Source organism: Mesorhizobium sp. WSM4850 (assembly GCF_055811735.1).
In genome coordinates this window covers 168,084-180,162 of sequence record NZ_JBVVPV010000002.1, presented here as the reverse complement: position 1 = coordinate 180,162, position 12,079 = coordinate 168,084, and the positions used below count along the sequence as shown (strand labels likewise).

Annotated in this window: 12 protein-coding genes and 1 pseudogene; 3 read left to right on the top strand and 10 right to left on the bottom strand. The window is 63.3% G+C overall.

Features of this window, described 5'->3' with window-relative positions; all coding sequences use genetic code 11:
• The first annotated feature begins 39 nt into the window (after positions 1 to 39).
• On the top strand, positions 40 to 564 hold the full coding sequence (locus tag AC0L2Z_RS03835; protein ID WP_473626767.1) for a very short patch repair endonuclease: 525 nt from the start codon (positions 40 to 42) through the stop codon (positions 562 to 564).
• A gap of 620 nt (positions 565 to 1,184) precedes the next feature.
• Here the strand turns inward: AC0L2Z_RS03835 and AC0L2Z_RS03830 are convergent.
• Positions 1,185 to 1,448 (bottom strand): annotated as a pseudogene (locus AC0L2Z_RS03830) (type I restriction-modification system subunit M N-terminal domain-containing protein); the annotation flags it as partial.
• Between the two features lie 466 nt (positions 1,449 to 1,914).
• Between AC0L2Z_RS03830 and AC0L2Z_RS03825 the strand changes: the two are divergent.
• The gene (locus AC0L2Z_RS03825) at positions 1,915 to 2,148 is read left to right on the top strand and encodes a hypothetical protein (protein ID WP_095484622.1); all 234 of its coding nucleotides are present in this window, start codon (positions 1,915 to 1,917) and stop codon (positions 2,146 to 2,148) included.
• 83 nt (positions 2,149 to 2,231) lie between these two features.
• On the opposite strand, the gene AC0L2Z_RS03820 is transcribed toward AC0L2Z_RS03825, so the two are convergent.
• Positions 2,232 to 2,552, bottom strand: coding sequence for a hypothetical protein (locus AC0L2Z_RS03820; protein ID WP_473626765.1), 321 nt, complete (start codon positions 2,550 to 2,552; stop codon positions 2,232 to 2,234).
• Positions 2,553 to 2,735: 183 nt separating this feature from the next.
• Positions 2,736 to 3,239 carry a MarR family winged helix-turn-helix transcriptional regulator gene (locus tag AC0L2Z_RS03815; protein WP_473626763.1) on the bottom strand — a complete coding sequence of 168 codons (504 nt, stop codon included), beginning with the start codon at positions 3,237 to 3,239 and terminating at the stop codon, positions 2,736 to 2,738.
• A gap of 130 nt (positions 3,240 to 3,369) precedes the next feature.
• Here AC0L2Z_RS03815 and AC0L2Z_RS03810 point away from each other — a divergent pair, with 130 nt between their 5' ends.
• Positions 3,370 to 3,852, top strand: a complete 483-nt coding sequence (locus AC0L2Z_RS03810) for a methyltransferase family protein (RefSeq protein ID WP_473626762.1) — start codon at positions 3,370 to 3,372, stop codon at positions 3,850 to 3,852.
• A 30-nt stretch (positions 3,853 to 3,882) separates the two neighbouring features.
• On the opposite strand, the gene AC0L2Z_RS03805 is transcribed toward AC0L2Z_RS03810, so the two are convergent.
• From AC0L2Z_RS03805 to AC0L2Z_RS03775, 7 genes are all read right to left on the bottom strand, one after another.
• Positions 3,883 to 5,652, bottom strand: coding sequence for an ABC transporter ATP-binding protein (locus tag AC0L2Z_RS03805; RefSeq protein ID WP_473626760.1), 1,770 nt, complete (start codon positions 5,650 to 5,652; stop codon positions 3,883 to 3,885).
• Between the two features lie 208 nt (positions 5,653 to 5,860).
• Positions 5,861 to 6,805: an acetamidase/formamidase family protein gene (locus tag AC0L2Z_RS03800; protein WP_473626759.1), complete on the bottom strand. Its 945-nt coding sequence runs from the start codon at positions 6,803 to 6,805 to the stop codon at positions 5,861 to 5,863.
• Complete coding sequence (locus tag AC0L2Z_RS03795; protein WP_473627054.1) at positions 6,795 to 8,390, bottom strand: ABC transporter substrate-binding protein; 1,596 nt, start codon at positions 8,388 to 8,390, stop codon at positions 6,795 to 6,797. The genes AC0L2Z_RS03800 and AC0L2Z_RS03795 overlap by 11 nt, the downstream gene beginning before the upstream one ends.
• A 92-nt stretch (positions 8,391 to 8,482) precedes the next feature.
• The gene (locus AC0L2Z_RS03790) at positions 8,483 to 9,403 is read right to left on the bottom strand and encodes an ABC transporter permease (protein ID WP_287065098.1); all 921 of its coding nucleotides are present in this window, start codon (positions 9,401 to 9,403) and stop codon (positions 8,483 to 8,485) included.
• Positions 9,400 to 10,308: an ABC transporter permease gene (locus AC0L2Z_RS03785; RefSeq protein WP_374120329.1), complete on the bottom strand. Its 909-nt coding sequence runs from the start codon at positions 10,306 to 10,308 to the stop codon at positions 9,400 to 9,402. Before AC0L2Z_RS03785 ends, AC0L2Z_RS03790 begins: the two co-directional genes overlap by 4 nt.
• The gene (locus AC0L2Z_RS03780) at positions 10,286 to 10,888 is read right to left on the bottom strand and encodes an ANTAR domain-containing response regulator (protein WP_473626757.1); all 603 of its coding nucleotides are present in this window, start codon (positions 10,886 to 10,888) and stop codon (positions 10,286 to 10,288) included. Before AC0L2Z_RS03780 ends, AC0L2Z_RS03785 begins: the two co-directional genes overlap by 23 nt.
• Positions 10,885 to 12,012: a transporter substrate-binding protein gene (locus tag AC0L2Z_RS03775; protein ID WP_473626755.1), complete on the bottom strand. Its 1,128-nt coding sequence runs from the start codon at positions 12,010 to 12,012 to the stop codon at positions 10,885 to 10,887. The genes AC0L2Z_RS03780 and AC0L2Z_RS03775 overlap by 4 nt, the downstream gene beginning before the upstream one ends.
• Between the last annotated feature and the right edge of the window lie 67 nt (positions 12,013 to 12,079).

Genomic DNA, 12,079 nt, shown 5'->3' with positions numbered 1-12,079 from the left:
TCAGCTAGGTGGGGGAGGCCAGGAGGCCTGCGACTGATTGTGACGGATATTGTCAACAAGGAAACCCGCTCCCGGATGATGGCCGGAATCCGGGGAAAGGACACCAAGCCCGAAACGGTGCTGCGGCGTGCGCTGCATGCTCGTGGTTTCAGGTATCGGCTGCATTCGCGGCACTTTCCGGGTCGGCCGGACCTCCTCTTTCCCAAGTTTGGGGCTGCCATCTTCGTGCACGGCTGCTTCTGGCACCGTCATGAAGGATGTCGCTACACCACGACCCCAGCGACGAGACCGGAGTTCTGGCAGTCCAAGTTCGCTGCCAATGTCGCGCGGGACAAAGCGGCGCGCGCGGCACTAATTGGGATCCACTGGCGCGTGGCGACAGTCTGGGAGTGCGCATTGCGAAGGGGCGATCAGGTGGAGGCTGTTGCGGAATTGCTAGCGGGGTGGCTGAGGTCCGAAGTTGCCCAGTTTGAAATCGGGGAAGATAACGGAAATTGCCCTGACCACGAGGGCAGCGTGCCTGGACATCTGCATACAGAACTGGTGCACAAGACTTCCATCTAGCGCTCGCGAACTCCTTGTTTTCCGAGCTTTTGACATGATGATCGGAGAATCGCTCCCTCTCCGCCAGTTTCGCCGATTCTGGCGCGCGATCCAAGCACCCCATGCACGCGTCTTTCGGGCGGCAGACCTGAGCCAGCATATATGCACTGCGGGCTTCGGTCTTGCCAGGCACGAGCCGCATCTCCGTGGCGGCCGATATGAACCAAAAGCCACCGACGACAGCGATGAGCGCCCGTCCGATGATGAAGGTCGGATCATTCGGCGCAATCGCCACGATGCGTCCCATAGACCGCCATGTTCACCTTCGAGACGGGCCTTCCGCTAGCTGCGATTGATGAACTCTCCTCATGACGACATGCGGATTTTGCCGCCTAATCGATCGCCGGCGTCGTCGCTATTCTATTTGGACATTCGCAACACTGCCGCGCATGCCGAGGAAATGAGCATGGCCCGGCAGGCCTGCGACAGTTCAGGACGATCAAAGGAGACAGGCATGAACAAGCAGATCGGAATCGAGAGCACGGCGCAGTCCAGTGTCGACTTTGGCCGGCGTGACCTCCTGAAGCTGACCGGCGCGGGCGGTGGGTGAAAAGCCATTGGTAGGAGGCTAGGTTCGGCGCGATATTCTCGGCATCGCCGAGCAACCGCTGGAAGGTGAACGGGCTGGTGTTGTAGAGCCTCGTTTTCTTGCGTTTGGGGTCCGCCGCCTTGCTGAGGAGTTTTTCCACCGCGTTTTCCGGCATGTTCTGCGCGGTCAGCTTGGCGTGTTCCTTGAGCACAGCATCCTTAGTCGGCTCCAGAACGCAATCCAGTCGGCGCAGCATGACCAGGCGGTATTGCGGCGGGCGATATGGACCGCGTAGGCGGTTGGCGATTTCCCAGATCGTAGACTTAAGGTTTTCGTGGCTTGGATATTCATGTCAGCGGTTCGCCATAGCACTTCGAGAACTTAGGGACGCACACGCGCCTGAGTTGAAGGTTGAATCGATCGACGGCGTATAAGTCAAGGGACGACTGGTGCATCTCCCCATCGTCATAGCCGACGCCGAAATGTCCTTAGGGATATGCTTGCAAACAGCCGGCATCAGGCACGAGCTGTTCCGTCGCGGATGCTCTATACGTTTCAACCTCAATCTCTGGGCGACCTGGTCCCCGAGTTCACTCCTCCAGCAGCGCCAACAGCCCATTTAGAATTTTCCACCGGCGGCGGCGGGTAGCCTGGAATGTACGGATCGACGGGCAGCATCTCCGACACGTCGCCCATCACGCCCGCCTTGCACCTCACCGATGCCTGGAACCCAATCCGCCTCGAATGACTTGTTCTCGCATAGCTCTCGAAAGGAGACCCCATTGTCCGCACCTGACGAAATGGATGTCGTCCTAGAAAAGTTGCCTTTGAGGATCGGCGCCTACATACCCGATGACTTGCTGGAGGACTGGTTCGCGCCGGGAACGGGCATGAACCCGGTCAGCCCGGCAGCGCTGGCGGCTGCCAAGACTTACGGATGGCGCTTCGAATGCGAGTTCAAGCACTATCCCGAACGGATGGAGGGCGTGTTCTGGAAGTGGGTGCCGGCGATCTGATTCGCACAATTGCCGTCGGCCCAGACTTCTTGGCGCTTCAGTGATCGAGCTTGCCGCGAGATGGGATCGCTGCCTTGTTCTTCTCAGCCGCCGCCTATCGGCGTCGTCACCTTTCCGGTTCCGCCGCATTCGGGGCAGGTGCGGCCGTCGATCATGCCTGTCCCGGCGCAGCGGCGACAGAAATGCTCGCCGGCGCCGGGAGTGCCTGGCGGAACCTCGTCGGGATTGGCTTCGCCAAAATGCTCGGGTTTGCCTTGCAGTTGCTTTCTCAACCGGGCGACCGCAGTCTCGTCGACTTCAAGCGACGTGCTGCTGTCATCAGGCAGACCTTCGCCGGACTGGCCGTTGGTTTCGTTGCGCGGCCGGTCGTTCGTGCCTGTCGTTATCTTTGATTTCTGAGCCATTGCAGTACTCTTTTGCAAATTGCAGGTGCAGCTCTCAGCTCCTGCGGTTCGAACGCCTCGGCTCCGCAGAGGTTCCGGTTGGCAATTTTTCGCCGGCAGGGCGGGCGGGCGTGGAAAACGGCAGGCAAGCTCATCGCTCCGGCATCGGGGGATCCCCCCATTAGCGCCGCCGTTGCCTTTGCGTCAGCCCAGCCGCTCCGAGCGCAGTTTCACATCGTCGCTCAGCTGCCGCACGACCTCGGCGGTCTTGCGGATATCGGCTTCGTCGAGAGCGAGGCCCATGGTCGATGCGATCGCCAAGAGCTGGGCGTTCAGCTCGCCATAGCGCGCGGCGCCTTTGCGCGTCAGCTGCACAAGCTTCGAGCGCCGGTGTTTTGGATTGTCGATGAATTCGACGAGCCCCTCGGCCGCAAGCTCATCCGCCAGCCGCTGCATGCGCTGGCGGCTGGTGGGCCGCATCTGGGCGATCTGCGGCACGGTGAGCGGACCAAGCAGCGCCAGGCTGCGCATAAAGCCGAACGCACCGCCGCCCCAACTGGTGATGAGCCCTGCCTTCTGGCCGAGAGCCCGTATCCTGAAGAAGCACTGGGCCACTTCGAGCATCAGCTCGGTGATCGCCTCGGCCTTGCCGTCAGCGATGGGGTCCGTCCCCGTCGTTCGGTCAGTCCGGTGTCGTGCCGACGCCATCGCTTCCGTTCCTCCTGTCTGTGCCAACTTCTGCGATTGACACCTCTGTTGTCAACTTCTAGAATGACACCTTGATTGTCATCTCTAGGGGCTATGGGCTTCATGGCCTTCAGCATCTGCGGGAGCGGACATGGACCAGGCTGGGCAAACGGACAGCGGAACCGCAGGCGTCATCGCGAGACCGCCCCTGCTCTTTCTCGCCGCTCTGCTGATCGGGTTCGTGCTGGATCGCCTGCTGCGCTTGCCGTTCCCGGTTGCGGGGCTGGTTAGCTGGATTATCGGCGGCTCGCTAATCTTGATCGGTCTTGCGCTTTTCGCGGCGGGCATTCGCAACTTCATGCGCGCGGAGACGCCGGTGCCGACGATCGAGCCGACGCGTGTGCTGGTGACGACCGGCATCCACGGCTGGACGCGCAATCCGATCTACATCGGCATGTTCCTCACCTATGGCGGCATCGGCGTCGCCGCGCAGAATATCTGGATACTCGTCCTCACGCTACCGCTTGCGATCCTGATCCGCTACGGCGTCGTCGCCCGCGAGGAGGCCTATCTCGAGCGGCGTTTCGGCGATGCGTATCGCGACTACAGGCAACGGGTGCGGCGCTGGCTCTGAGCGTCGCAAGAATGCCGACAGTTGCGCACGTCAGGAAACCGCAACGAGATGACCGTTGCCAAGATCCCTCAGGGCCAGTTTCGGCGGCTCTTCGCCGATTTTTCGGGTCGGGCTCGGGATCTCCTGATCGAGACGCGCGAAACGCGGCCGGCGTCTTGCCGGATCGGGCACCGGCACGGCTTCGATCAAGCGCTTGGTGTAGGGGTGGCGCGGGTTCGAAAAGACCTGGTCGCGGGTGCCCATTTCGACGATTTGGCCGAGATACATGACGGCGACACGATCGGAAATGTTCTCGACCACCGCCATATCGTGCGAGATGAACAGATAGGCGATGCCGAATTCGCGCTGCAGTTCCTTCAGCAGGTCGAGCACCCGGGCCTGGACCGACACGTCGAGCGCCGAAACGCTTTCGTCGGCGATGATGAGTTTGGGCCTGAGCGCGAGAGCGCGCGCGATGCAGATGCGCTGACGCTGGCCGCCCGAGAATTCGTGCGGATAGAGTTCCATCTGATCGGCCGAGAGGCCGACGCGTTCGAACAGCGCCGCCACAAGCTGGCTGCGCTCTTCCTTCCAAGCGATGCCATGGATCAACAGCGGCTCGGCAACGAGGTCGCCGACGCGCATGCGCGGGTCAAGCGAGGCATAGGGATCTTGGAAAATCATCTGCACATCGCGGCGAACCGCCTTGCGCTGGTCACGGCCAAGGCCCGCGAGATTGCGCCCGCCGATGACGATATCGCCGTGGTAGGGCACAAGCCCGGCCAACGCCTTGGCGGTGGTCGACTTGCCGCAGCCGGATTCGCCGACCAGCGCCAGCGTCTCGTGCGGCGCGATCGAAAAGCTGACGCCTTCGACGGCGTGGACACGGCGGTTCACTTGGCCGAAGAAGCCACCGCGCAGGTCGAAATGGACATGCAGATCGTTGACCACCGCCACGCTTCCGGGCATTTCCGCTTCGACGGATTTTTGTTCGGCGGATTTTTGGCGGCCGACGCCGGTACCAATGCGCGGCACGGCGGCGAGCAGTTCACGCGTATAGTCGGCTTGCGGGCGGGCAAAGATGTCGGCTGTTGTTCCCTGCTCGACCATGCGGCCGTGCCGCATGATGACGACGCGATCGGCCATTTCGGCAACCACGCCCATGTCGTGGGTGATGAGGATGACGCTGGTGCCGTGTTCGCGCTGCAGATCGCGCAGCAGTTCCAGCACCTCGCCTTGCACGGTGACGTCGAGCGCCGTCGTCGGCTCGTCGGCGATCAGCACATCCGGTTTCAGCGCCAGCGCCATGGCGATCATCACGCGCTGGCGCATGCCGCCGGACAGTTCGTGCGGAAACTGTTTTAGCCGGCTTTCGGCTCCCGAGATGCGGACGGCCTTCAGCGCCTCGACGGCGCGCCGGCGGGCCTCGGCACGCGACAGGCCGGTATGGGCCTCGATCGACTCGACCAGCTGCCGGCCGATCGACAGCACCGGATTGAGCGATGTCATCGGCTCCTGGAAGATCATCGCGATGCGGTCGCCGCGAATGCGGCGCATCCGACGCTCGTTGAGTGTCGCGAGGTCGATTTCGCCAAGCTGGATCATGCCAGAGGAAATTCGTGCGGCAGGCTGCGGCAGCAACTGCATTATCGCCAGCGCCGTCATCGATTTTCCGGAGCCGGATTCGCCGGCGATGCAAAGCGTCTCGCCACGCTTGAGCGTCAGCGACAGGTCCGACACGACTTCCCGTTCGCCGTCCTCGCCGCGCACGCTGACGGAGAGGTTGGCGATATCGAGGATGGGGTTGTCGGCGAGGGTCATTGTGGGCGCGGCCGGGAGAAGGTCGTGTTCCTGCGCACCCCCCTCTGTCCTGCCGGACATCTCCCCCGCAAGGGGGGAGATTGGCAGTTTCGCCCCCGCGGCCATTCTTCGCCGTTGAAGATTGGCGAAATCCGTCGTGACATCCGATCTCCCCCCTTGCGGGGGAGATGGTCGGCAGACCAGAGGGGGGTGTGACGGAACGCAGCGTTCATTCAAACACGCAGCGCGGGAAGTAGAACGACACCACCCAGTTCGGCATGTCGACGATCTCGCTGATCCGGAGATCGCCGCAGACCGAAACCAGCATATAGGCATCGACCGGGTCCATTGCGTAGCGGCCGGCAAGCAGGTCGATCATCTGCGAGACCGCTTCCCTGGCGCCCGTCATCAGGTCCGGTCCGATGCCGGTCGTCACCTCATAGCCCTTGGCGTCGAGATGGCGCGTCACCGGACCCGGCGTGGTGAAGCGCGGTGTCTTCAACCGCGCATTTTTAACCAGGTCGAGCTTGAGCACGACATCCATCGGGCTTTCGATCGCCGTGCCGCACACTTCGCCGTCGCCCTGCGCGGCATGCGTGTCGCCGACCGAAAACAGCGCACCGGCGACCTCCACCGGCAGATAGAGCGTGGTGCCCGCCGCGAGATCGCGGATGTCGAGATTGCCACCGACGCGCCTTGGCGGCACCACCGAGTGGAGACCCATTTCAGCCGGCGCGTTGCCGATGGTGCCGGCAAAGGGTTTTAGCGGCACCCGCGCATGCTTGCCGAACAGCGCCGGCTCGAGCGAGGCGGCGTCGTATGTCCAAATGTTCAGCGCCGGCTCCGGAAAATCGTCGGCGAGCAGCCCGAACCCCGGAATGTTCGCCGTCCAGCCGAAGCCGGACGGCTTGAACATCTCAATTGTGATCTTCAGCGCGTCGCCCGGCTCAGCCCCGTCGACATAGATGGGCCCGGTGACGGGATTCACCTTGGCGAAGTCGAGCAAAGCGACGTCGTCCACAGTGCTGTCCAGCGTCAACTGGCCTCCGGACGAGTCCAGGCACTGAAACTCGATCGTCGAACCGGGCGCCACCCGCTCAGTCGGGACAAAGGAATTGTCCCAGCCGAAATGGTGATGGCGCCCGTGGATGGTGTAGTCGCAGTTATTGCACATCGGTCACATACACATTGTCGTAGTTGATCGGGATATGGACAGGGTCGACATAGAGATTGTCGGCGCCGCCCATCCGGGGCGATTTCATGGTGAAGCGCTGCTCGTTGAAGACCGGCACCCAGGGCGCGTCTTCCATGATCTTGCCGTAGATCGCGCTCCACATCCTGGCACGTTCGCCTGATTTGGCCGCATCGACGATCGAGTCAGCCTCCGCCGCCTTGGCGTCGAGATCCTTGTTGCAGTACCACGACCAGTTCCAGCCGCCCGGAACCGCGCCGGCGCAGCTGAGGATCGGCCCGTAGAAATTCGACGGATCGGGGAAATCGGCGATCCAGGCCATGCCGCCGGACCAGATCATCGGCGCGCCGGCCTTGTCGCCGCCGGCCGCGATGACATTGGCCTGCGCCAGCGACTGGATGCTGGCCTTGATGCCGACTGCCGCCAGGTCCTGCTGGATCGCCTGGGCAATGCGCGGGTTGGGATCGGTGTTCATGGCGAACAGCTGGGTGTCGAAACCATCGGGATGACCGGCCTCGGCAAGCAAAGCCTTGGCCTTGGCCACGTCATAGGCATAGCCCTTGAATTCCTTGTCGTAGCCGGGCATCGACGGCGGCAGCGGCTGGTTGGCCGGCACCCCGCGGTTGTTGATCAGCTGGACGATACGGTCCTTGTTGATCGCCATGTTGACCGCTTGCCGCACCTTCACATTGTCGAAAGGCGCCATGGTGGTGTTCATGGTGATGTAGCCGGTGTGCAACTGGCCGCCCTCGACGACACGGGCCTTCTGCTCGGGATCGGCCATCACCTCCTGGAACTTGGCCGGCGGAATAACGTCGCCGAGCACGTCGATCTCGCCCTTCTGCAGCCGCAGCAGCGCGACGATCGGCTCCTGCCCGATCTCGAAGGTGACCTTGTCGAGATGCGGCAGGCCCTTGTGCCAGTAATCCGGGTTGCGCTCGAAGACGACGCGCTGGCCGAGCGTCCATTCGGCGAACTTGAAAGCCCCGGTGCCGACCGGATGCTTGCCAAAATCCGCGCCGTATTTCTCGACCTCCTCTTTCGGCACGACATGCGAGAAGTTGATGGCCATGACATGCAGGAAGGTGGCGTCGGGCCGGGTCAGTTCGAACTTGATGGTGTAGGGGTCGACGACGGTGACGCCCGCCAGGCTTTCCGCCTTGCCTGCAGCTACATCCTCATGGCCCTTGATCGAGCCAAAGAAGCCGGCGCCCGGGCTCTGCGTCTTCGGATTGGTGACGCGATCGAGCGAATATTTCACGTCGTCGGCAGTCATCTCGCGGCCATTGTGGAACTTCACCCCTTGGCGCAGCTTGAAGGTGAAGGTCTTGCCGTCGGGCGCAATCTCGTAGCTCTCGGCGAGGTCGGGCCGCAGATTGGTGGTGCCCGGCTCGTAGTCCATCAGCCCGTCGAACAGGCTCTTGATCATCGACCAGTTCTGCCAGTCATAGCCGATGGCCGGATCGAGCGTGGCGACGTCGTCCTTGTAGGTGATGGTGATCGCGCCGCCCGGCTTGGCGTTCGGATCGACGGCGTGTTCGGCGCGGGCGCTTGTCATGCCGAGCATCAGCGCGAGCGCCGATACCGCAACGGTGGAGGTCAAGAATTTCTTCATCTCATGTTCCCTTTCTCTGGTTGTTACCGGTCTTTTTTTGGTTTTCATCTGAGCTTGATTCGCGGGTCGATGAACGGTGCGACGGTGTCGGCCAGGAGATTGCCAAGCACGATGGCGAAGGCCGAAACCAGGGTGACGCCCATGATGATCGGAATGTCGACGCGCTGGATGGCCTGCCAGGCAAGCTGGCCGATGCCGGGCCAGCCGAACACGCTTTCGACCACCACGATGCCGCCCATAAAGATGCCGATGTCGATGCCGATCATGGCGATGACCGGCAGGATGGCGTTGGGCAGTGCATGGCGGAAGATGATGGCGCCGCGCGCAAGGCCTTTGGCGCGGGCGGTCCGCATATAATCCTGGCGCAGCACGTCGATCATCGATGAGCGCATCATGCGGGCGTACCAGCCGGCGCCGAGTATTCCCATGGTCAGGGACGGCAGCACCAGATGGCGCCAGGTGCCGTAGCCGCCGATCGGAAACCAGCCGAGCTGCACGGCGAATACGTAAAGGAGCAGCAGGCCGACGACGAACTGCGGCGCCGAGACGCCGACAAAGGACGCGACCATCAGCGTCTGGTCGGTGGCGGTGCCGCGCCTGACGGCGGCAACAAGGCCCATCGTCAGGCCGATCGCCAGCTCGCAAAGGATGGCGCCGACCATCAGCAGCAGGCTTGCCGGCAGCCGCGAGACGATGAGCTCCGTGACCTCTGAACGCTGGATGTAGGAGCGGCCGAGATCGCCGCTGAGCAGGCTGATCAGATAGTGCCAGTACTGGATGAAGAAGGGTTGATCGAGGCCGAGCTGCCGGCGGATGTTCTCGACCGTTTCGGGCGTGGCACTGCGGCCGGCGATCTGGCGGACGGGGTCGGCGGGCAGCAGGTAGAGCAGTGCAAAGGTGATCAATGAGACGCCGAGCAGGATGAGCACGGACTGGATAACGCGGCGGCCGAGATAGGCGATCATGCCCGGCCCCTTTGCGTCGGATCGAGGATATCGCGCAGCGCATCACCGATGAGGTTGAAGGCCAGCGCCAGCGCCAGGATCGCCGCACCAGGAAAGAAGACCAGCCAGGGCGCTGCCTGAAAATATGTCTGGTTCTCGAAAATGATGTTGCCCCAGGATGCGGTCGGCGGCTGCACGCCGATGCCGAGATAGCTGAGCGTTGCTTCGAGCAGCACCGTGGTCGAGATGCCGAGCGTGCCCCAGACGATGATCGTCGGCAGCAGATGCGGCAGGATATGGCGGAACAGGATACGTGGCGCGCTGGCCCCGATCGTACGCTCGGCGTCGATGAACTCGCGCTCGGCGAGCGAGCTGGTCTCGGTGTAGATAACCCGCGCGGTCTGCACCCAGTTCACCAGTGCGATCACCATGGCGACGATCCAAAGGCTCGGCTGGAGCACCGCCGCCAGGCAGATGGCGAGCAGCAGCGCCGGAAAGGCCATCATCAGATCGGTGAAGCGCATAAGCGCGCCGCCGATCCAGCCGCGGAAATAACCCGCGGTGACGCCGACCAGCGTACCGATCAAAAGCGCCACGCCGTTGGCGACGATGCCGATGATCAGCGAAGTGCGCGCGCCGAAAAGGATGCGGGTCAGCAGATCGCGACCGAGCAGATCCGTGCCCAGCCAGAAGCTGGCATTCGGCGGCAAGGGCGCGCCTTCAAGCGTCAGCCCGTCGAACATCTGCTCGTTCGGATCGTAGCCGGTCAGCCACGGCGCCAGGATGGCGCCGGCCACGACGACGGCAACGATCACCAGGCCGATCAACGCCAGGGGACGCTTGACCAAGCGCCGCCAGACGCCGGCGCGCGGCCTGGCTGGCATGCGCCCGGTTGCCGGAAGGTCAGGCGCGATGGGACTGGTCATCGCCGCCTTCTTCTTCCGTCATCGCCACGATCCGGCGCGCGGCCTCCTCGACGCTGATCTGCCAGCTCATCGCCAGCGACCGCAGCTGCGCATAGGCGCGGCCGTCCTCGGCACCTTTCGACAACGCCTCCACCGCGCGCACGATGGTCTGGCGCTCCGCGACGCGCTGGCGAAGCGACGATATCTCGCTTGCCAAAAGCTTGCGCGCCTCGAAACTCTGCCGCGCGATCAAAAGGGCGCTGTAGACGCCGGCATTGCCGACCGGCTTCAGCAACTGGGCGTCGGCCTTGTGCGACAGCGCCCACTCGATGCGGCCTGGCGCTTCGGAGCCGATCAGCGCCACCAGCGGCATCGGCGCCTCACCCGGCGTCCACGGGAATTGTTCGTCGAAGCCGAGATCGGCATCGAAGAAAACGAAGTCCGCCGCCAGCGCCTCGGCCGGCAGTTCCGGCCAGCACCCGACCGTCTCGAGGCCGATGGCCGACAATTGCCGCGTGATCGCCTGCACCGTCGGATGCGGACGATGCAGGACAAAGGCCCTGGCGCCGCCGAGGTTCGGGATGCGCGGGACCTTGCTCACGAGACCACCCTCAGGCGTGGGCGGCCGAATGTCTCGGTCCGATCATAGCGGGACAGATAGGGATCGGGCGCGACACTCTTGGTCAGCGTGACGGTCTTGAACGCGGTGCCCTCGATGCGCCCGATCTGCACCGGCAAGGTGGCGTGCTGGGTTTGCGGATCGATGGAGATGTCGCCGAGCGGGGTTCGAAACGAGGTTCCGGCAAAGGCCCGGGAAAGGTCCGGCCATTGTGCGCCGGGATTGCGGGCGAGGATTTCGGCGAGCGTCCGCACCGAGGCATAGGCGGCCGCCTCGAAGGACGAGGCAGGCATGATGGAGGGCGCCGAATCGCCCTGGCGATCCGCTGCCGAGATGTCGTGAAAGTACGGCCCGACGGAAAGGTGGCCATTGCCCGCCCCGTTGAGCGCCGGCAACTCGCATTCGGTGAGATTGCAGGACAGGATCGGGCAGCGCTCCGGCCTGAAATGCGGGTCGCGTTCGGCGAGCTCGGCATAGGCCGCGATGAAGGCATAGGACGAGGAGCCGATCAGGTTGTTCAAGATGAAATCCGGCCGGGTCGCCTGGATCTCGGCGATTAGCCTGGAGACATCGACCTCGCCGAGCGGCAGATAGCGCTCGCCCAAAACCTTGCCGCCGGCGTCGGCGATCAGGTCGCGCGCGACACGATTGGTCTCCCAGCCCCAGATGTAGTTCGAGCCGAGCAGGAAACCGTTGGCGCCGAAGCGCGGCACGACATGGGCCAGCAGCGGGACGAGATGCTGGTTTGGGCAAGCATGCATGTAGACAACATGCTCGTTCGCTTCGAAGCCCTCATAGGGGCAGGCGTACCAGAGCGTGCCGCCGGCGCGCTCGAGGATCGGGATGACCTCCTTCCGGCTCCATGACGTGATGCAGCCAATGATGTGGCGCGCGCCGCTGTTGGCGAGAATGTCGGCGCATCCCGTCGCGTAGCCATCGATGTTGCCCTGAGGGTCGCGTTCGACCGGAACGAATTCGATCGGGATGGCGGGATCGGCATTGACATCGGCGATGGCCGTCATCGCACCGGAACGGCAGGATTCGGACAGCAGGCGGTAGTTGCCCGACCGCGAGTAAAGGATGCCGATTTCAATACGCCGTCCCAAGCAAATCCCCAAAATAACAATGCCCCGCAGCCGCCGCCGCGGAAGGCGAGGCATACGAGGCATTTTT

Coding starts and splice junctions, on each gene's coding strand:
- AC0L2Z_RS03820 (WP_473626765.1), bottom strand. CDS start 2,552: ATGGCTCAGAAATCAAAGATAACGACAGGCACGAACGACCGGCCGCGC.
- AC0L2Z_RS03815 (WP_473626763.1), bottom strand. CDS start 3,239: ATGGCGTCGGCACGACACCGGACTGACCGAACGACGGGGACGGACCCC.
- AC0L2Z_RS03810 (WP_473626762.1), top strand. CDS start 3,370: ATGGACCAGGCTGGGCAAACGGACAGCGGAACCGCAGGCGTCATCGCG.
- AC0L2Z_RS03805 (WP_473626760.1), bottom strand. CDS start 5,652: ATGACCCTCGCCGACAACCCCATCCTCGATATCGCCAACCTCTCCGTC.
- AC0L2Z_RS03800 (WP_473626759.1), bottom strand. CDS start 6,805: ATGTGCAATAACTGCGACTACACCATCCACGGGCGCCATCACCATTTC.
- AC0L2Z_RS03795 (WP_473627054.1), bottom strand. CDS start 8,390: ATGCTCGGCATGACAAGCGCCCGCGCCGAACACGCCGTCGATCCGAAC.
- AC0L2Z_RS03790 (WP_287065098.1), bottom strand. CDS start 9,403: ATGATCGCCTATCTCGGCCGCCGCGTTATCCAGTCCGTGCTCATCCTG.
- AC0L2Z_RS03785 (WP_374120329.1), bottom strand. CDS start 10,308: ATGACCAGTCCCATCGCGCCTGACCTTCCGGCAACCGGGCGCATGCCA.